This is a genomic window from Bacillus aquiflavi (genome assembly GCF_019915265.1).
GTDB lineage: Bacteria > Bacillota > Bacilli > Bacillales > Cytobacillaceae > Bacillus_BT > Bacillus_BT aquiflavi.
On the sequence record NZ_CP082780.1, the window covers coordinates 1,373,532 to 1,394,320 of the forward strand.

A 20,789-nucleotide genomic window follows, 5' to 3' on the forward strand; every position below is an offset into this window, starting at 1 on the left:
TTAATTCATCTTTTTTATTTTACGGACTATTTGCAAAAATGTCCTCAACCAGTTAGTCTAAAAAAGACCAACCACCTTTTTAAATGAGGGATTGTAAGATGAACTTGAAACTAAATGATCGAACACCTAAATATCAACAAATTATCACTTTTATACGTGATAAAATTTCCAATGGAGAATGGCCGATTGGAAGTAAGATCCCCAGCCAACGCCAACTGGCGAAGTTGCTAAATGTAAACAGAAGTACTGTTATTACCGCATTAGAGGAATTAGCGGCAGATGGCTTAATTGAGGGTAAAATGGGGAAGGGAACAATTGTTATTAATAATACATGGTCATTATTAGCAGCAACCTCACTTCCAAATTGGAATGATAATGTTCCGTTAGGGATATATGAGCCTAGTAAAACAACAGTTCAAGAGATTAATGCTACAGAGTCGAATTCAAGTTTAATCCAACTAAGCAAAGGTGAGCTGTCCCCCGAACTTTTTCCGTTGCAGACGATGAGGGATGTAATGAGAAGAGCAAGTGAAAAAATGAGTTCATTTGGATATGAGGAACCGAAGGGATCACTACATTTGCGTGAAGCGATAAGCAACTATTTATTAACAATTGGTATTAAAGCTTCTCCTGCCTCTATTTTGATTGTGAGCGGGGCATTACAGGCATTGCAGTTAATATCGATTGGTCTTTTAAAAATAGGCTCAACGATTTTACTAGAAAAACCTTCGTATTTGTACTCACTTCATTTGTTTCAATCAGCAGGGATGAAGTTAACTGGTGTCTCATTAGATCAAAGCGATTTTTTTACGCGAAAGTCGAAGCGAGAGCAAGCGATTTTATATACGATTCCGTGCTTTCACAATCCGACAGGAAGATTATTATCATCTCAACATCGTCAAGAAATTCTTAAATTGTGTGAAAAAGAACAGCTCCCAATGATTGAAGATGATATTTATCGAGAGTTGTGGATTGATGAAAAACCGCCGTTGCCATTAAAAGCCTTCGATTCCTCAGGTCATGTTTTATTTGTTGACAGTCTATCGAAAACTTTAAGCCCCGGCTTGCGAATTGGCTGGATCGTAGGATCAGAGCCTGTTATTGAGCGTTTGGCGGATATTAAAATGCAAACAGATTATGGTTCAAGCTCGATCTCGCAAAGTGTTGCATTTGAATGGCTTGATAGCGGTTTATATGAAAAGCATTTAGTTTACGTAAGAGAGCAATTAAAAGTACGAAGGGGGATTGTGCTATTCGCATTAGAAACTTATTTAAGCGATATTGCTTGTTGGGAGATCCCATCAGGAGGATTGTTTGTCTGGATACAAATAAAGCCGAAAATTTCAATGAGAGATCTGTTTATGAAGGCACGAGCTAATGGACTGCTTATTAATCCTGGCCATATTTATGGGGAAGATTCAGGACGTTATCTTCGGCTTTCTTATGCGTATGCACCCATCCTTGAGTTGAAACAAGGAATTCAACAGCTTAGTCAACTAATCAAGCAGCTTATTAAAAAATAATTTTTTATTAGATGTTGTCGAATTAGCTACATATTCAAAAATATGACATAATAAAAAAATAGTTTATTTTCGAGATTTTTTGTATAATATAAGTAAAAGAATACATATATTTAAAAAAGACCAAAGATGTTGTTTCATCTTTGGTCACAATAGAACAGTTCCCTTTAAAGGGGAGATCGGGCGTAGAAATGAAGAAATAATCCATCTTAGCCGGCAAGCTCAAGGGTGGGTTATTTCTTTTTTTGGTTAAATGACAGCACTGAAATGACTAAACCAGTAAAAGCCAGTGCAAACATCAACGCTTCAAAAACTGACAACAGCATCACCCCCTCCTGTTGGGATGAATGCCGACCACCCTTAAATAGAAAGCCTGTTCTATCGCTGCTTTTATTTTATCATAAATTTCCACTTAAAGTGAAATTTACTATTCGCATCATAATAGTTTTTTAGGGTTCTTCGTGTAAGAAAGCAGTCTTATACGACATTATGGAACTCGTGTTCTCACTCGGATATATCGTCAGAATAGCTAAAAAAATTGCTTCTAAGCTAAATCCGTTTTTTTATACTGCTGTAACATCTTTTTTTTGATTTTGTTCCCTACTGTAACGTTTGTAACGAATATAAAAAATAGTTGTTAACGATAAGGAAATAATCCCAAATACAATCACCATCATTTTTAATCCAATTAAATCTAACAGAAAACCTGTTCCTAAAAGAACGATTTGGAAAATGATCCGATCAAGCATGTTTCGAAATGAAAAGAAACGTCCATGATATTTTTTAGGCATTTTTGTTTGGAATATCGTAGCGGCTGTTGGGAAAAAGCATCCAACTGCAAAACCAAAGACAGCGAATGAAGCGATTGTTAGTAATTTGAAATCAACGAAATATAATGACAATTGGGCTAACCCAATTATAACGGAAAAGAAGAACATAATTCCATAAGGTGACCATTTATGACTGATTTGTTTGATGAAAAAAGCTCCAATCATAAAAGCAATTCCTTCTGCTGCATAAATCAATCCTTTCACGGAAGGATCATGATGAATTTCACTGATATTGATGACCATTAAGTTAAAACCACCGATAAATAACAATGGTACAAGGGTCATAATTAATGTCATCATAATAATTGGAAAACCTTTAATAATCGGCAATACTTCTTTAAAGTCACCTTTTGATTGATTTTCAGAAATATTTTTTTGTTTGTTCGTTTCTTCAATTTGTAAAAATAACGTAAAAATAAAGAGAATAAAATAAGCGATAAACGATGAGATGTATAGCATGAATAGCGACATTACAACGAGCATTGCTCCTGCAAGTGCGGTGCCAATAACTCGAGACAAAGTTGCGACATTCATATGAACTCCATTTAATTGCAATAAATCCTTTTCCTTCACAATGAGTGGAATAGCTGATTGGAGAGCGGGAAAATAAAAAGCGGCAGAAATTTGCATGCTAATCATAAATAACACCATCCACCAAACGGAGCCCGTGTAAATAGCGATAAACATAAAGACGACACTAAACATTCTGCCTAAGCCTGAATAAACCATGACTGTTTTCTTTTTTGTCTGATCTATTATTTTTCCGGCGAGCGGACCAACGATAATACCTGCTAGTAACCCACTTGATAAAATTAAAGATTTGACAAAATCAGAAGGTATTTTATCTTGCATAAATTCTAAGTTTCCGATTATTCCCGTCCATAAGCCAAGACCTGCAATAAACTCACCAAATAAGATAATCCATACATTACGGTTTCTCCACATAGGCAATTTCCTCACAATATTTATTTCGATTTTCGAATTGTAAGCAATAGTATACTTGAATTTATATGAGTTGTCATTTAATTTGATAACAATGAAGCTTTAAAAACAAGGAATGTTATGGTATAGTTATGAATGTATTGTAAATTGAATATTTGGCACTGGGGGTGCCGGGATATGGCCGGCTGAGATTAAGACCCGATAGTCTTTGACCCTTGAACCTGATCTGGTTAAAACCAGCGTAGGGAAGTGTATGGATTTTCGTCATGCATAAGCAGATTCCCCTTGCCGGAGTCTGCTTTTTTGACTACAGCCATGATGTTCTTTGTTTATTACCGCTTTCACTTCCAGTGCTATTACATTGGAGGTGTTTTTTATTGATAAATAAATGAAGCTATTCGTGATATAGAAGTGTGAATGAAAAACGACTGATTCAAAAAAATAAGCGAGTAGAAAACGGAGGATGAAAATATGGCAAATTTAACCCCATTTCCAAATAGTAAAAAAGTTTATATAGAAGGATCGAGACCAGATATAAAAGTTCCGATGAGAGAAATCTCTCAAAGTGCACCTGAAGAAAATCCGCCTGTACGAGTGTACGATACTAGCGGACCGTATACAGATACTCATTGCGATATAAAGATAGAAAAAGGATTGCCGCCCCTTCGTAGACAATGGATATTAGAACGCAGTGATGTTGAGGAGTATTCGCCTAGAGTAACATTCGAAGACAATATATTTACAAATAAAAAAATAGTGAGAGCGAAAACAGGAAAAACTGTCACCCAAATGCATTATGCAAAAAAAGGGATCATTACACCGGAAATGGAATTTGTCGCTATAAGGGAAAATCTTGATCCAGAATTTGTATGCAAAGAAGTTGCGTCTGGAAGAGCAATTATCCCTGTAAACATTAATCATCCCGAGAGTGAACCGATGATTATCGGGCGAAATTTCCATGTGAAGGTGAATGCTAATATTGGAACGTCTGCAGTTTCTTCATCTATTTCTGAAGAGATAGAGAAAATGACATGGGCCATTCGTTGGGGAGCAGATACGATTATGGATTTATCCACTGGAAAACATATTCACACGACAAGAGAATGGATTATTCGTAATTCTCCTGTTCCAGTCGGTACTGTTCCAATCTATCAAACTCTCGAAAAGGTCGATGGCATTGCGGAAAACCTTACGTGGGAGATTTACCGTGATACGCTAATTGAGCAGGCTGAACAAGGTGTTGATTATTTTACAATCCATGCAGGGGTATTATTACGGTATATTCCTTTAACAAGTAAACGAACAACTGGAATTGTTTCTCGCGGCGGCTCGATTATGGCGCAATTGTTTTTAGCCCATCATAAAGAGAATTTTCTTTACACACACTTTGAAGATATTTGTGAAATTTTAAAAAGATATGATATTTCGATTTCATTAGGTGATGGGTTACGACCAGGTTCTATCGCGGATGCTAATGATGAAGCACAATTTGCTGAGCTTGAAACATTAGGCGAATTAACGAAAATCGCTTGGAAGCATGATGTTCAAGTAATGATTGAAGGGCCTGGACATGTCCCGATGCATTTAATTAAAGAAAATGTAGAAAAACAGCAACAACTTTGTCATGACACGCCATTTTACACATTAGGACCACTTACAACCGATATTGCACCAGGATATGATCACATTACTTCAGCAATTGGGGCAGCAATGATTGGTTCATTCGGTACAGCAATGTTATGTTATGTAACGCCAAAAGAGCACCTAGGGTTACCGAATAAAAACGATGTGCGCGAAGGAGTAATCGCCTACAAAATTGCTGCACATGCAGCTGATTTAGCAAAAGGTCATCCGGGAGCACAGTTACGAGACGATGCTTTATCAAAAGCCCGTTTTGAGTTTCGCTGGAATGATCAATTTAATCTGTCTTTAGATCCGTTGCGAGCAAAAGAGTATCATGATGAAACACTTCCAGCAGAAGGAGCTAAAACAGCCCATTTTTGTTCAATGTGCGGTCCAAAATTTTGTTCAATGAGGATTTCTCATGATATTCGAAACATGTCGGAAGAAGAGATTGAAAAAGGATTGAAAGAAAAGGCAAAGGAGTTTGTCGAAGGTGGCTCATCTATTTATCAATAAATCGGAAGCAGCTAACGTCGGTGAGCTAAAAAGAGAAATAAAGAAACATAAAGAACATATTCAGCAGCTCCAAGCTGAAATTAAACACATTCAACATCATTGCTTGCATGAGTATGTTGAGATGACAGGTTATCGTCAATGCAAAAAGTGTGAAAAAGTAGAGGTTCTTTATTATTAAGCTTTATAAACACATCATTCTCACAATTATGTAGCATAGCAAACAGATTAAAGCTGAATCATTGGTACCGCAGAAAAGAGTGCCAATTGTTCAGCTTTTTTTAATTAGTTAAAAAGAATGATGTTAGTTTCAGAGTTGAATATGTTATAGTAATTAAGAGCCATTTATTGGGTTTTTAATCATTTTTAGTTAGTTTGAATTGATAAGTGAATACGTTAGATTGAAAGGATGTTTTTGCCGGATGAAGAAATTATTCAATGTTTTACTCATGTTACTTGTTCTCGTATTTAGTATGACGGCATGCAGTACGACGGAGGAAGCAGAGCAAAAAGCAGACGAAAAAAAATCACAAAGTATTAAAATGAAAGAAGATCAATCAGCTAAAAAAGAACAAGCTGATGAAAAGCCTGGGACGATCGGTCCTTTTTGGAAAATCACTCATAATGACAACGTTGTCTATATGTTAGGTTCAATTCACGTCGCGACTGAAGATTTTTATCCTTTACATGAAAAAATTGAAACAGCATTTGATCAATCAACATATTTAGCAGTTGAAGCGGATATTTTTAATATGAATCAATTGCAAATGCAGAAAGAGCTAGAGGAAAAAGCGAAATATGCAGACGGAAAGACACTGCAAGCCGACTTACCAGCCGATTTATACAGCCAGCTGAAATCAGAGTTGCAAGAGTACGGGATTAATATATCAATGTTAAATGAATATGAAACATGGTATATTTCAATGGTTTTAGAGGGCCTGCAAGCGCAAAAGCTTGGCTACGATTCTGAACTGGGAATTGATTATCACTTCTTAAAAAAGGAAAAAGATGATAAAGAGATCATTGAATTAGAAGGAGTAACCTTTCAACTCGATTTATTTGATCAATTATCTCCGGAAATCCAAAAAAAATTGATAGAAGTTTATTTTGCTGAAAAGAAAACCGCTAAAGAAAACATAGAGAAGCTCGTAACCGCTTGGAAATCAGGTAACGCTGAACAGCTTAGTCAAGTTTTACTAGAGTCTGAGGATGATAGTGAAGAGTATAAGCAATTTAATGAAGTGTTTATGGATCAACGAAATAAAGATATGGCTGTTAAAATTGAAGAGTTTTTAAATAGCGAAGAAAAAGGAACTTATTTTGTTATCGTCGGGGCGGCTCATTTTGTGGGAGAGAACGGCATCGTAAATATACTCCAAAATAAAGGATTCACTGTGGAAGAACAATTTTAAAAGTACTTTTACAGGAAGGAGTTCATTCAATGAAAAATGTACTATTAATCGATGGTCACGATTATTATGAACGGGCAAAAGGCAATCTTACTAAGGAAATGTGCTCTTCAATCTATCATATACTTAAGGAAAAATATGAAATTAAAACGACGGTTGTATATGATGGATATGATGTTCCTGATGAAATCGAAAAATTCAAATGGGCAGATGTTATTATCATCCAAACACCAATTTATTGGTTTAATCTCCCTGGTGTGCTGAAAAAGTATATTGACGATGTATTTGAACCAAATATATTTTTTACAAAATCCGAATCCGAAAAGTTTGGTCGCGGCGGGCTGTTTACAAATAAATACTATATGCTTTCTCTTAGCTGGGGTGCATCTGAAAAGGAATTTTCGAAAGATCACTTGAACTTTCTTGAAGGGAAAAATGAAGATGAAGTCCTTTTTAGCGTGCATAAAACAATGGAGTATTGCGGATTGAAACCGTTAAAAACTTTCTCATTATATAAAGCAATGCGAGATCCTAACCTTGAAAAGAGATTGGCAGATGTAAAAAAACATTTAAAAGATATTTTTCATATATAGCTTTTTTATAGCCCTCTTAAAGGAGTTCATAAAACATCACCTGTGTAGGAATTAAAACTGTGGAATTCGGGAATAAAAAAGTAATCTAGTTGAAATTACGAAACATTTTAATAATTAGATTCTGATCATAAGGGGTTCAATTTCATAGAAATCTGAATTCTGGGGCTCGGTAACTAAAATCGATTAGCTATTATGAACATAGATTCAACATGATCAATACCCAAACGTTCGATTATGAAGATCGTTTAGGTATTGATCAATTAATTAGAAGTAGTAGTATATCTTCCAGGTCCTTTGAATACTTCTCTCACATGCCAGTTTAAGTAGAGATCGTTCGGATTATATGTTGGCTGTAACGGTGATTTGATCGTTTGACCATGATATTTCATTAACCATTCTTCAAAGCCGTTATTGCCATGTGCGTATTCTGAAACAATCATCTTTCTAGATGGATCAATTGTAAAAACTCCACGATCGAAAAGTTTATGGTGGAGAGAGCAGAGTGCAATTCCATTTTCCTCAATATCTGGACCGCCTGCTTGGTGCCATTTAATATGTGCAGCTTCAATTCCAACTAAATGATGACCTAAGTGAACACGGAAACCGCAAACCGCACAAGAATATTCATATGCTTTTAAAACTTTATCTCTAAAATCCCGGTCTCTTTTCTTTTTTATTGTACTAAAATCAAGCCCAATAGCTGCTAAAATATCTTCATGAATAGTTTCTGGAAAGTGCAGTTGTAAAATCATTTCAGTTATTTCCTGGGCTAAACTAGTATCTTTCTTTAAGAGTTGATAAACATCGGTTGTAAATCCCCCGGCAATGTTTTCCTCAATTAATTTTTTATTACTAGGGTTTTTCGTATTAACCTGATCGTTAGACAGCTCCCATAATCCATCATGCACTAAGCGGACAAATGGTTCTTCTGGATGATAGGATTTTCTCACTGGTCCGAATTCTATTAGTAACTCTTTAAGTTTCTCTTTTATTTCACTGTAAATGAAAAGTCGCTGACTGTTATTTTTTACTTGACTAATGGCGTAAAGTAAAAGTAATGGTTTATGAGGAGCTCTCACACCTTTTTTTTTCCAGACTGCTAACGTTTTTACATGCTCAAGTAACTTTTCTCTATTCAATCTTTTCACCAAACTTCCCATTTTGCCTCTTACACTTTCATTCTATTGTAATACAGATTAATCGTGGTGAACAAATCTGTTTTAACATGGACATTCATAGGTCTTTAAGCATCATAATTGGTGCTATAGTTGTATAGACAACTAGATGGTAATCTTGTTATTTTAAAGATACAGCAGGAATAGACAGACAAACTATTTAAGAGAGAGGGGTAAGAAATATTGAAACATTCTAAAAAGCTGTTCACTGTTATTTTGTTGCTCGTTGTCGTCATATTTTCCTCTGTATTTCCTAAGCAAACAGCGCAAGCCACTACAGAAAATTCCAAACGGGATGTATCTATTAGAGTGATGACTTACAACATTCATGCAGGTAGTGGATCTGACGGAACGTATGATCTCGAAAGAATTGCCAAAGTGATTGAGCAATCAGGCGCAGATGTGATTGGTCTTCAGGAGGTTGATGTTCATTGGGGGACGAGAAGCGATTTTGAAAATGGAATAGCCAAACTGAGTGAGAGGCTAGATATGTTTGCTTTTTTCGCACCAATCTATGACCTTGATCCTTACCAAGAGGACGAGCCTCGAAGACAATTTGGCGTAGCTGTGTTAAGTAAATACCCAATCATTTATGCAAAAAATCAACAAATGACAAGATTATCTACTCAAGACACAAACCCTTCACCGCAACTTACACCTGGATTTGCAGAAGTTAAAATTAATGCAAAGGGAGCCATTTTCCCCTTTTATGTTACACATCTCGATTACCGATCTAACCCTTATGTAAGAGAGTTGCAAGTACAAGATATGTTAAATATTTTCTCGCAACTGCCTGGAGAAAAAATTCTCGTTGGAGATATGAATGCTTCACCTGACGCCCCAGAACTTTTACCATTGTTTACACATTTTAATGATGTTTGGATCTTAGCTGGTAATGGATCGCCTGGCTTTACATTTTCTGCACTTAATCCGAATAAGAGAATCGATTATATTTTCACAACTGCTGGTATTAAAATAGAAAATGCACAAGTACTGTCAACTTTAGCTTCAGATCATTTGCCTGTCATAGCGGATGTCACTCTTCGGCGTGGAACTAGTAATCATTGAAAGGAGAAAAAAACATGAAAATATGTTGTCGTTTCCTCGGTATGTTACTTATTCTTATTCTCGTTATGAGTGGACCTTTGTCTGCTGTTACTTCAGCAGCCTGGGATGATCCGACAAGGCCGGGATGGAAGGATGATCAAGCAGCAAGAGGATGGATACAAAGTAAAATTCAACATATGTCTCTTGAAGAAAAAATCGGCCAGCTGTTTATGATTCATGTTTATGGGAAAACCCCGGAAGACGCAAGTTATGAAGAAACGAATGTAAGACAAAATAGAGGAGCAAAAAATTTTAAAGAGGCGATTGAAAAATACCATATCGGCGGGGTTATTTATTTTAACTGGACAGATAATATTGGAACTCCGCTTGATGCTCAACAAGTTAACTCTCTCTCGAACGGATTACAAAAAATTGCAATGGATCAGCGCATGCCGATCCCGTTGTTAATTGCTACCGACCAAGAAGGTGGGGTAGTAGCAAGAGTGACTGAGCCGGCAACTGTTTTTCCAGGGAATATGGCAATTGCCGCTTCCCGGTCAACAGCTTATGCGGAAAAATCCGCTGAGATCATGGGTGCAGAGTTAAAAAGTCTTGGAATTAATATGGATTTGGCCCCAGTGCTAGATGTCAACATAAACCCTGACAATCCAGTTATTGGAGTGAGGTCTTTTTCAGAAAGTCCTGAGCTTGTTGCTGATCTTGGTTCAGCTCAAGTGAAAGGATATCAAAGTCAAAATCTGATCGTGACTGCAAAGCATTTTCCCGGACATGGTGATACGAATGTTGACTCTCATTACGGTCTTCCAATTATTAACCATGATTTAAAAACGTTGCATGAAGTTGATTTAAAGCCTTTTAAAGCAGCGATTCATAACGGAATTGATGCGATTATGCCGGGACATATTGTCGTCCCTGCTCTTGATGACTCCGGACTCCCAGCGACATTATCGAAACCAATCTTAACTGATTTGCTTCGGAAGGAATTAGGATTTAATGGTGTTATCATTACTGATAGCCTCGGAATGTCGGGGGCGAACGTCGTTCCTAGAGAACGTGTTCCTGTAGAAGCTTTTAAGGCTGGGGCTGATATTCTTCTTAATCCTCCAGATGTTGAGCTTAGTTATAATGCAATGCTTAATGCCGTACAGAGCGGTGAGATCTCTGAAAAACGTGTAGATGAATCTGTTTTTAGAATCTTAATGTTAAAGTTTAAAAGAGGTCTTTTCCATTCCCCTGAAACTCCTGCAGATGAAATACAAAACATTGGTACAGATGATCATTTGAATATAGCAGCTGAAATAACTGAAAAAAGCATTACGCTCGTAAAGAATGACAACGACATATTACCATTGAAACAAGAGCAGCAAATATTTGTTACTGGACCTTCAGTAGGAAATCCAAGTATGCTTTCACAGCTGCTTACTGAGAAAGGAATCAGTTCTAACAGCTATCCAACTAGCACTAATCCAACGAGTGCTGAAATCAGTTCGGCTGTAGAACAAGCACAAAATGCTCATATCGTGATTGTAACAACATACACAGCAAATACAAATTCGGCTCAAAAAGAGCTTGTTCGTGCTTTGAAAGACTCCGGAAAAAAAGTTGTTGTTGCATCGATGCGGAATCCATACGATTTGCTTGCATTTCCAGATATTGATGCCAATGTGTTAACGTACGGGTTTCGACAAGTTTCTATTGAAGCATTAGCAAAAGTTTTGACTGGTGAACTGTCTCCGACTGGGCAGCTTCCTGTGACTATTCCGACATTATACCCATACGGTCATGGTTTAAGCTATTAATCTATTAATAGGAGGAGAAATAATGGGCAAAAAAGTTGTTCAATTTAGTCTTCTATTTGTATTGTTTTTTTTGACATGGCTGCCGGACAGGACGAATGCACAGGAACAAACCCATGAACAGTTGCGCGCTTTTTGGGTTGATGCGTTCCATGATGGGATAAAAACGCCAGAACAAGTTGATCAGTTGCTCAAAGACGTACATGATGCAAATGCAAATACAGTGATTGTTCAAGTGCGTCGAAGAGGTGATGCTTATTTTAATAAATCACTTGAACCGAGAACACAGGACCCACGGTTAAAACAAGGTTTTGATGCGCTTCAAGATCTGATTGACAAGGCACATGCGATGGAGCCTAAAATCGAAGTTCATGCATGGCTTGCGACTTTGCCAATTTGGAATTCCCTTTATCCTCCGATCGATGCAAACCATGTTTTTAATCAGCATGGACCATCTTCGGAAGGAGCAGATTTTTGGTTAATGACAAGGTATGATGGTGTTATTCGAGCTGGTGCCGACTATGTTCTCGATCCAGGGCATCCAGATGCTCTTGATTATACAGTTGAACAATATGTGAATGTTGTAAAGGAATATGATGTAGATGGGATTCATTTAGATCTTGCAAGATATATGGGAACGGATTGGGGGTATAATCCGACTAGTGTTGAACGTTTTCAAAAAGAATATAAAATGGCGGATATTCCTAAGCCAGCTGATCAAAATTGGGGAAGTTGGAGAAGAGATCAGGTGAATAATCTTGTTCGCAAGACTTATTTAAATGCAATTGCTGTCAAACCAGAAGTAAAAGTAACTGTTGCTACAATTGCTTGGGGAGCTGGACCGGAGACACAAGATGATTATGAAAAAACACGGACAATGACAGAAGTATTTCAAGATTGGCAGGGGGTGCTGAAAGAAGAAATAATTGACATGGCGATTCCGATGAATTATAACCGCGAGCATGTAGAGTTACAAAAGAAATGGTATGATCAATGGATTGCATGGGAAAAGAAAAATCAATTTAATAGACAAATTGCAGCTGGGCCTGCTGCATATTTAAATTCAATTAACAATACTCTCAATCAAACAAAACGGGCTCTTGAGGCGAATGAAGACGGTGAACAGCTCGCTGGGGTAAGTTTCTATAGTTACGCTGTTACAAATGTAGATAACGAGCCGATAGAAAATTTTATTAACGCATTATCTACTGCTGTTTTTGAACAAAAAGTTCGAGTACCCGAGATGCCGTGGAAAACAAATCCGATAACAGGTTATTTAATGGGAGTTCTTGAAGATCAAAGCGGACAGCTTGTTGGTGATACGATGATAGAGTTAAAAGGTGAGGAAGGATTCGCTAAATTTATAAAAACAGATGGAAATGGATGGTTTGGCGTCAGTAAACTTACACCAGGAAACTATATTATAAAATATAAAACCGAGAGCACAAATGCCCCAACTGTTCATGTAAAAGTTGAAGCCGGTAAAGTGACGACAGCGGAGATTCAGGCTAATAAGTAGGATGTTAGAAGAAGCAAATGTTCAAATCTAGTAAAAAAATCAGCATTGACATGAATGAAGTAATTTAGAATATAAACAAGTATGATCTTCAGACTGTTTGTGAAAACGCTTGTGCAGTCAAGGTACGAGCAATGAGGCGGTAGCGTTTATGAGTCCAAATCACCGCTGACCTTTCAGCTGCGGTGATTTTAATTTTTTTAACTTCATATGGAGAGAACTTCATAAAAGCGCATTTTTTAAATGAGATTGAATTTTTTGTTATTTAATGTTATTGTTATTTTATCCATATGAATCTAGTTTTTCTGCGATCCGAGAAAATATTTTAAAAAATAATACATAAAAGAGTGATGAAGATGGACAAGGTAAAATTATTTTGTATTCCCTATGCTGGAGGGAATGCAGCTGTATATTATAAATGGAAAAAGTATTTAACAGATGATATTGAACTATGCCCGATTGAACTACCGGGAAGAGGAAATAGAATAGAAGAATCTTTATGCGATCATATCATTTCAATTGTTGAGGATGTATATGAATCAGTCATTCCTTTTTTAAATGATAAATCAGAATATTCTATTTTTGGTCATAGTATGGGGAGTCTAATTGCTTATGAATTGTATTATAAGTTAATTGAAAATGGGTATAAAGAACCTGTTCATTTGTTTTTCTCTGGTGGAATAGCACCGCAAAGAAGGTTGCGTGAGTCAACTTCCTATCATCTTCCTTTAGAACAGTTTAAAGAAGAAGTTTTAAAATATGGTATGAAGACATCAAGTCTTATGTTTGAGAATCAAGATTTGATCAATTTTTTCGTCCCGATTCTTAGAGCGGACTTTAAAATCGTAGAAACGTACGAATATATTTCCAAAAAGCAAAAAATCGGCTGCAACATGACGGCTTTGTTTGGAAAAAAAAAAAAAAAAAGATCAAACAATGACATTTGATGATATAAAAGGATGGGGGATCCACGCGAACAAAACATTTCAATTGCATGAACTTGATGGCGGACATTTTTTTATTAACGAATGTACGCATGAAGTTAGCGAGATTATTAATCGTACGATTAGGAATAAAATGAGTTATAATGTATAAATTTTAGCTGATAAAACGTAAGCCCGAATTCAAACAACGCATATAAAATAGAAGCACCTCCTGGTACGATAAGCGTATCTATTAAAAAAGGAGGTGCTTTTCAAATGCCACAACAAAAATTGACTATTGTCCCCGTTACATTACATACCGAAAACAATAATTCTACTAGTTCAGTTCCAGCTGAGCTGAGCTTTCCTCAAAACCTGCTTGCATGATTAAAACAGCAGCTGCGGAAATTGCCTTCTTCAACGGCGTAGAGGAGCACGTCATCCAAGCAATCATGAGGGAGTTGAAACATTGGTGAAACATGATTATACGGATGAAAAAAATATCTATATTATCTGTGGGAAAACGGATATGCGGAAGGGGATTGACGGATTGGCTACTCTAATTCAAGATTCTTTTGAATTAGACCCCTATGGCGACTCTATATTCTTATTTGCCGGATGGAAGAAAGATAGATATAAATGTCTGTATTTCGATGGGGATGGCTTCGCCATGCTCTATAAACGACTGGACAATGGTAAGCTACAATGGCCTAAAGATGAACAAGCAGTTCGTAATCTATCTCAGAAGGAGCTCAGGTGGTTGCTTGAGGGGTTATCCATTCAGCAGCCAAAGGCCATTCAACCATCGCCAAAAGGCGCGTTCTGAACTTTTTCTACCTATTTTTCCTTTATTTCAAGGTTTAAAATGATTATAATAGGAGTACGAAAATGGACGAAAAGTGGTGAACATTGTGGGAAAAGACTCTTCTTCAAAGGACAAATTAATTCAATTACTTGAAGAACAATTGGCTCATTCGAACCAGCAAAATAAAGAATTAATGAAGAAGATTGATTCTCTATCACAGCAAGTTCGCCAGCTAACAAAAGCTTTATATGGTTCTAAAACGGAGAAATCTAAATACAATGCGCCAGACGGGCAAGCCTCTTTATTTGATGATGACTCGTCTTTTAGCGATTCTGAGCACACAGAAGAACAAAGCCAACAGACGATTTCTTATACTGTTGTACGAAAAGTTCAAAAAAAAAAAAAAGAAACGATTCATTACATGATGACATTGAAGTAGATGACATTCATCATCATCCAGAAAATACAATCTGTGAGTGTTGCCAAGGGCAAATGATTGAGATCGGCAGCACAATCGTACGTGAAGAGGCAGAATTCATTCCAGCAAGGATGAAGAAAATTCAACACATTGAACATGCTTATGGGTGTACAAAATGTAAGGGGGATTCATCCCAACCAGCGCAAATAAAACGTGGGAAAGCACCACAACCAGTTATTCAACGCAGTATTACTAGTCCCAGTGTACTTGCCAAAGTTATCTATGATAAATTTGTGCAGTACTTACCCCTTCACCGTCAGGTGAAGGAATGGGTTCGTTATGGACTGGATACGAATGACAAAAACCTTTCCAATTGGGTCATTCGTGTAGCAGGTGATTGGCTACTTCCTATCTATGAACGAATGAAAACGATCATGATGGCAAAATCCGTTTTACATATTGATGAAACGTATGCAAAAATTATTAATCGTTCTGACGGTAAACCGGGTCAAGCCAATGCCTATAACTGGGTCTACCGAAGTATACCTTGCCAGGGGCCAACGATAGTTCTATTTCAAAGTTCATTATCACGTGCACGTTCAGTTCTTGAAAGTTTTATTGAAGATTATTCAGGAACGATTATCTGTGATGGTTATTCTGCATATGACAAAATTGAAGGAATCAGCTTTGCGAATTGTTGGGCTCATGTTCGGCGTTATTGGCTAAAAGCAGACAGCAAAAATGGCCGAATTGGTGTGAAGTATTGCGATGATTTGTATCGGCTCGAGAGGAAGTTTAAACATTTGTCCCCGAGTAAACGTAGAAAAAAACGCAAAAAGTTTTCAAAGCCAATAGTGGAGGAATTCCTTAACTGGGTTGAAACATCGCCATTCTTCGGAAAAAATGCCCTTGCGAAGGCGGCAGAATATACACTTAATAGAGCTGATGGATTAAAGGCATTCTTATATGATGGCCGGATTGAAATTGATAATAATCCCGCGGAAAATGCCATCCGACCCAATGTCATTGGAAGAAAAAATTGGCTATTTTCGGTCAGCGAAGCTGGGGCAAAAGCCAACGCCATTTGTTTGAGTATCGCAGAAACAGCCAAAAGTAACGGCATCGATTTCTACGAATATATAAAAAAGCTTTTGACCGATCTACCAAATTGTAGTATCCATCAAAACCCTGAAATTTTAGATCAATATATGCCATGGTCGAAAATGATCAAGGCAGAATGTAGTAAATAAATGTAGTAAATAAATGAAATTAGCCGTATTTTGACCAAAAAGATCATGAAATACGGTTAATTGTCATGCGCACCAGAAGGTGCGCATATTTTTATAGTTCGGGCTTACGATAAAACAAAATATGAGCGGTAAATTTAATAACATTTTTATATGAATGAGGAAGGTGTCTCATAGCTATTTCGCTTGAGGACACCTTCCTTTTATTTATAGTATGAATGACTAATAGCGTTGTTTCTTAACAGTCGATCATCTTCGACTGCAAATAATGGTAAATTAGCTTCGTTGTTTTTTCAATTGATGATCGATGAGTTCTTTCAAACGCATGAGAAGAATCGATTCCTGGGCCGATTAGTCCATGAACGATGTCATGCCCTAAACGAATGGCTGCTGAAGCATCTGACCCGTAGTAAGGATATATATCTAGTTTATATGGAATTTTATTTTTTTCTGCTAAATGGACCAGATGTTTTCTTAACTCATAATGATATGGACCGCTTGCGTCTTTTACACAAATTGAAACGGTATATTCATCTGTTGCTTGTCCATCACCAATCGCTCCCATGTCAACTGCTAAATATTCAACTGTTTCTGGAGTAATATTTGAATTACCTCCGTAGCCGATTTCTTCATTATTTGAAATGAGGAAATATGTTGTGTATGGGAGAAGAATGTCCTCGGCTTTTATTTGTTTAATAAGCTGGAGAAGAATGGCGACACTTGCTTTATCATCTAAATGACGAGATTTAATAAAGCCATTGTGTGTCAATTCCACTCTTGGATCAAAACAAACAAAATCTCCAACTTCAATGCCAAGTGCACGAACATCGTCTGCGTTATGTACTACTTCATCAATGCGCACTTCCATATTATCTTGATTGCGCTCTGCTTTCCCAGCGTTTTTATACACGTGAACTGACGTCTGGTGCATTAAAATCGTTCCAGAATATATTTTCCCCGAAGACGTTTCGTTTTGGCAATATTCACCCTCGATGGAGTTATATTTAAAGCCGCCAATTAAATCTAGTTTTAATCTACCGCTCGGTTTAATTTCTTTTACAATCGCTCCGAGTGTATCAACGTGTGCGGTTAACATTCGATGGTTATTTGTGTCCTTTCCAGGGATAACTGCAATTAGTCCGCCTTTTCTGTTTCGCTTCGTTTCTACATTTGCTTCTTGTAAAAACTTTTCAACAAACGAAATGATTTCATTCGTATTTCCTGAAGGGCTTGGAATTGAGACTAATTGTTTAATTAATTCCATTGTTTTATCTGTATGTGGATATGACAATTGACTATCTCCTTTCATTTAACAACGGTTAATTACTCTCTACTATTATACAGTTTTTTGCATAAAAAACGTAAATTTAAATTTAATCTATAAAAATGACTTAAGGATCATCAGATTTTGGTTAGAAAATTAGTTGTTGTACAAATCATAAATTGGATCATCGTGTAAAAATCTTATTAGAAAATTAAGCTTAGTGAATGTAAAGGTATCTTTACACCCGCTTATTTTATTATTATTATATATGTAAAGATATCTTAACTATCATTTGGAGGGTAGAAATGAGGGTGATTAATCATATTCGGGAAATCCGCCAAAAAAAGGGGATCACTCAAATAAAAATGGCCGAGGATCTACAAGTTACGCGTCAAACTATAAATGCAATTGAAAAACACAAGTATAACCCTAGTTTGGAATTAGCTTTAAAAATAATAGCTTACTTTGAAATGCCAATAGATGAAATCTTTATTTTAGAGGAGGAAGACGAATGAGTATACAAGAAAGAAAAAGTTACGGGACGATTTTAGCGAAGTGGAGCCAATTTTTTATTATTATTTGTACTTTTATAGGTGTTATTTTGGGTTCATTTCTTGTCTATTTCTTTCAAGGAGAATTTCCGTATGAAGTGCTTGCAGGTGGTTTAGTAGTAACTATAATTTTAACAATAATTGAAGTGATGAAGCAGATACGGAAAAAAGATAACCTTCCTGAAGCAGATGAACGAATCATTCACAATGTCTTCCGTTTTTTTGCATACGCTTCACATCTTTCCTTAGCTATTTTATTTATAGCATTGGCAGTTTTCACACTTTTAGGAAAGGAATCGATTTCAATTTTTTATCTATGGATCTTTTTCTTTTCGTATCTTTTGATTGTAGCAATAGGTGCTTTTTTTATTAAAAGAAGGTAATAGGATTTAGAAAAAACAAGTTTCAATAAAGAATAGATTTAGAAAAATTCAATCTTTTAATTGATTTCTTTGACCCGATTGATCACGCTAATCAGTCAAAGCGAAAGTGAATCGAACAGTCGTTCATAAGTTTGTTTGTTAACAGTTAAAGAGGATGTTCGGTTATTATTCCGAACATCCTCGCGATACATTTAGTTGCTTATACCTCATTTTATAATTATTTCTGTTTTCCTTTTAAAGTAATGCCGATTGCTGCACCGTTTCGACTTGAATCGGCGACCCCTTTAAACATTCCTTTTTGATGATCGATTAAAATACTTTGTACGTTTCCGATCGTTGTTGGACTTTGGCCAAAACGGTGTCCCATCTCATTTAATTGCTCTATTATATGAGGAGGGATCTCTTCTTCATATCGATAAGAGCTTAAATTGTTCGTATAAATTCTGGGCTCCTCAACGGCTGCTTTCAGCTCCATATCATACTCAAACGTATTCAGGATCGTTTGTAAAACAGAAGAAATGATTGTTGCACCGCCTGGAGAGCCGACTGTTAACACAGGCTTTTCATCTGCAAAAATAATGGTCGGTGTCATACTGCTTAACGGGCGTTTGTTTGGCTGCACCTCGTTAGCACCGCCAGGGACGGCATCAAAATCTGTCAACTCGTTATTTAAAATAATTCCGTATTCTGGAACTAAAATGCCGGTACCGAATAGCTGTTCAATTGTCGTTGTAAATGAAACGACATTTCCCCATCTGTCTGCAACGGTAAAATGGGTTGTTTCCCCATCTTGACGATCGTCGATCATGTTTGTTACTTCATTATGTGCAGTTGTTTGTTCGTATTTCCAAGGATCACCAGCTGTTACATCGTGATTGACACGATCTAAACTGATTAGTTGCTGACGTTCTTTAATATAGTCATCGTGGAGTAGTCCTTTTAACGGTACATTTACAAATTCAGGGTCACCCGCGTAAGCTGCACGATCAGCATAAGCAAGATGCATTATTTCAGCTAATAAGTGATATTTTTCTACAGATTGAATATCATATTGAGATAAGTTAAAGTCATCAAGAATTTTCAACATTTGCAGAAGGAAAACACCGCCAGAGCTTGGTGGAGGCATACTAGCAATCTTATATCCTTTATACTCCCCCCAAATAGGTTCATCGATTGTAGTGTTGTAGTTACGTAAATCTTCTTTTGTCATTGATCCGCCAAAGTTTTGAACTGTTTCAGCGATTGCAGTTGCAATCTCCCCATGATAAAAAGCATCTGTTCCTTTAGAACGAATTAGTTTAAATGTTTTTGCTAAATCCTTTTGAACGAGAATATCTCCTTCTTCTAAAGGTTTGCCATTAGGTAAAAAAACATCCTTTGCAGCAGTTTGCGATAATTTATCACGATGATCTTTAATTGCATTTGCTAGAACTGAATCAATCGGAAATCCTTTATCAGCTAACTTGATTGCAGGGGTAATAAGCTTTTCTAAAGGGCGAGTACCCCATATATGAAGAGCTTCTTCCAGTCCTTTTAATGTACCGGGAACCCCAACTGCTGATCCGCCAGTCGAACGAATTGAAAAGGGGATTGGTTTTCCGTTTTTGTCTAAAAACATATCTGGGGTTGCACCTGCTGGAGCACGCTCACGACTGTTAATAATTGTCGTCTTTTTTGTTTCATTATCATATACCATCATAAACCCGCCGCCGCCAATACCTGACATCATCGGTTCGACTACGTTCAAGGCAAACTGGATAGCTACTGCTGCATCAACAGCATTTCCCCCTTTCCTTAACACATCTGCTCCGATTTCAGAAGCGAGCGGATGGGCAGTTGCTACCATTCCATCTTTGCCAACGTCTACTTGGCTGTATTTATCATAGTAAACTGGTTGTTTTTTTGCCTCTCCTTTTAAAGGGATCGTTCCCATTAATAATAAGAAACAAACAAAAGTAATGAAGCCAGCTTTCCGCCAATTTCTCATTTTTACTCCTCCTCGTATATTATGTTTAATCTGCATTTAGCAATATTCGGCGTCCTGAATCACTCAGAAGGAATACTGCCTTAATATTTACAATCAGTGGATCCACTGATTGCAGTTATTCTTTATCTACTAGATTAAAAAAAGGTGAAAGCGCAATCAAGAAAAGTGATTAAATATTCGGAATTTTGAGTACAAACACCTAATTTTTTATCATCGTATAGTTCGA

At 36.8% G+C, this 20,789-nt stretch carries 16 protein-coding genes, 1 pseudogene and 1 riboswitch; of the genes and pseudogenes, 13 read left to right on the top strand and 4 right to left on the bottom strand.

From position 1 onward, the window contains the following. Window positions 1–98 precede the first annotated feature (98 nt). Window positions 99–1,523, top strand: a complete 1,425-nt coding sequence (locus tag K6959_RS06820) for an aminotransferase-like domain-containing protein (RefSeq protein ID WP_223087989.1) — start codon at window positions 99–101, stop codon at window positions 1,521–1,523. 560 nt (window positions 1,524–2,083) lie between these two features. Here K6959_RS06820 and K6959_RS06825 read toward each other — a convergent pair. Continuing rightward, window positions 2,084–3,295: an MFS transporter gene (locus tag K6959_RS06825; protein WP_223087991.1), complete on the bottom strand. Its 1,212-nt coding sequence runs from the start codon at window positions 3,293–3,295 to the stop codon at window positions 2,084–2,086. A 150-nt stretch (window positions 3,296–3,445) separates the two neighbouring features. Continuing rightward, window positions 3,446–3,557, top strand: a riboswitch (TPP riboswitch). 206 nt (window positions 3,558–3,763) lie between these two features. Between K6959_RS06825 and thiC the strand changes: the two genes are divergently transcribed. The 4 genes from thiC (at window position 3,764) to K6959_RS06845 (ending at window position 7,430) form a co-directional block, all read left to right on the top strand. Next, entirely contained in the window at window positions 3,764–5,431 is a 1,668-nt protein-coding gene (gene thiC, locus K6959_RS06830; protein ID WP_223087992.1) for a phosphomethylpyrimidine synthase ThiC, read from the top strand. Then, window positions 5,409–5,609: a hypothetical protein gene (locus K6959_RS06835; protein ID WP_163243143.1), complete on the top strand. Its 201-nt coding sequence runs from the start codon at window positions 5,409–5,411 to the stop codon at window positions 5,607–5,609. Before thiC ends, K6959_RS06835 begins: the two co-directional genes overlap by 23 nt. 241 nt (window positions 5,610–5,850) lie before the next feature. After that, the gene (locus tag K6959_RS06840) at window positions 5,851–6,840 is read left to right on the top strand and encodes a TraB/GumN family protein (RefSeq protein WP_223087994.1); all 990 of its coding nucleotides are present in this window, start codon (window positions 5,851–5,853) and stop codon (window positions 6,838–6,840) included. Window positions 6,841–6,869: 29 nt separating this feature from the next. Next, window positions 6,870–7,430 carry an NAD(P)H-dependent oxidoreductase gene (locus K6959_RS06845; protein WP_223087996.1) on the top strand — a complete coding sequence of 187 codons (561 nt, stop codon included), beginning with the start codon at window positions 6,870–6,872 and terminating at the stop codon, window positions 7,428–7,430. A 260-nt stretch (window positions 7,431–7,690) separates the two neighbouring features. Here the strand turns inward: K6959_RS06845 and K6959_RS06850 are convergent, their stop codons facing one another. Next, window positions 7,691–8,569, bottom strand: a complete 879-nt coding sequence (locus tag K6959_RS06850; RefSeq protein ID WP_223087997.1) for a phosphorothioated DNA-binding restriction endonuclease — start codon at window positions 8,567–8,569, stop codon at window positions 7,691–7,693. Between the two features lie 219 nt (window positions 8,570–8,788). Between K6959_RS06850 and K6959_RS06855 the strand changes: the two genes are divergently transcribed. The 6 genes and pseudogenes from K6959_RS06855 to tnpC all read left to right on the top strand — a co-directional run bounded on the left by K6959_RS06855 (window position 8,789) and on the right by tnpC (window position 16,381). Then, on the top strand, window positions 8,789–9,673 hold the full coding sequence (locus tag K6959_RS06855; protein ID WP_246234866.1) for an endonuclease/exonuclease/phosphatase family protein: 885 nt from the start codon (window positions 8,789–8,791) through the stop codon (window positions 9,671–9,673). Between the two features lie 14 nt (window positions 9,674–9,687). Further along, the gene (locus K6959_RS06860; protein WP_262421907.1) at window positions 9,688–11,472 is read left to right on the top strand and encodes a glycoside hydrolase family 3 protein; all 1,785 of its coding nucleotides are present in this window, start codon (window positions 9,688–9,690) and stop codon (window positions 11,470–11,472) included. A gap of 22 nt (window positions 11,473–11,494) precedes the next feature. Beyond that, the gene (locus K6959_RS06865; protein ID WP_223087999.1) at window positions 11,495–12,988 is read left to right on the top strand and encodes a family 10 glycosylhydrolase; all 1,494 of its coding nucleotides are present in this window, start codon (window positions 11,495–11,497) and stop codon (window positions 12,986–12,988) included. Window positions 12,989–13,341: 353 nt separating this feature from the next. Continuing rightward, complete coding sequence (locus tag K6959_RS06870; RefSeq protein WP_223088001.1) at window positions 13,342–13,932, top strand: thioesterase II family protein; 591 nt, start codon at window positions 13,342–13,344, stop codon at window positions 13,930–13,932. Window positions 13,933–14,380: 448 nt separating this feature from the next. Continuing rightward, window positions 14,381–14,734 (top strand): IS66 family insertion sequence element accessory protein TnpB, encoded by a 354-nt coding sequence (tnpB, locus tag K6959_RS06875; RefSeq protein WP_262421965.1) that lies wholly within the window; start codon window positions 14,381–14,383, stop codon window positions 14,732–14,734. A gap of 85 nt (window positions 14,735–14,819) precedes the next feature. Then, window positions 14,820–16,381, top strand: a pseudogene (gene tnpC / locus K6959_RS06880) (IS66 family transposase). A gap of 235 nt (window positions 16,382–16,616) precedes the next feature. Here the strand turns inward: tnpC and K6959_RS06885 are convergent. Further along, a complete protein-coding gene (locus K6959_RS06885) occupies window positions 16,617–17,642 on the bottom strand; it encodes a M42 family metallopeptidase (protein WP_262421967.1) in 1,026 nt (341 codons plus the stop codon). Between the two features lie 305 nt (window positions 17,643–17,947). Between K6959_RS06885 and K6959_RS06890 the strand changes: the two genes are divergently transcribed. Together K6959_RS06890 and K6959_RS06895 are read left to right on the top strand one after the other, a co-directional pair. Beyond that, the gene (locus K6959_RS06890) at window positions 17,948–18,157 is read left to right on the top strand and encodes a helix-turn-helix transcriptional regulator (protein ID WP_163243365.1); all 210 of its coding nucleotides are present in this window, start codon (window positions 17,948–17,950) and stop codon (window positions 18,155–18,157) included. Then, on the top strand, window positions 18,154–18,576 hold the full coding sequence (locus K6959_RS06895) for a hypothetical protein (RefSeq protein WP_163243364.1): 423 nt from the start codon (window positions 18,154–18,156) through the stop codon (window positions 18,574–18,576). Before K6959_RS06890 ends, K6959_RS06895 begins: the two co-directional genes overlap by 4 nt. Window positions 18,577–18,793: 217 nt before the next feature. Here K6959_RS06895 and ggt read toward each other — a convergent pair whose 3' ends face one another. Then, window positions 18,794–20,509: a gamma-glutamyltransferase gene (gene ggt / locus K6959_RS06900; RefSeq protein ID WP_374058379.1), complete on the bottom strand. Its 1,716-nt coding sequence runs from the start codon at window positions 20,507–20,509 to the stop codon at window positions 18,794–18,796. Window positions 20,510–20,789 lie beyond the last annotated feature (280 nt).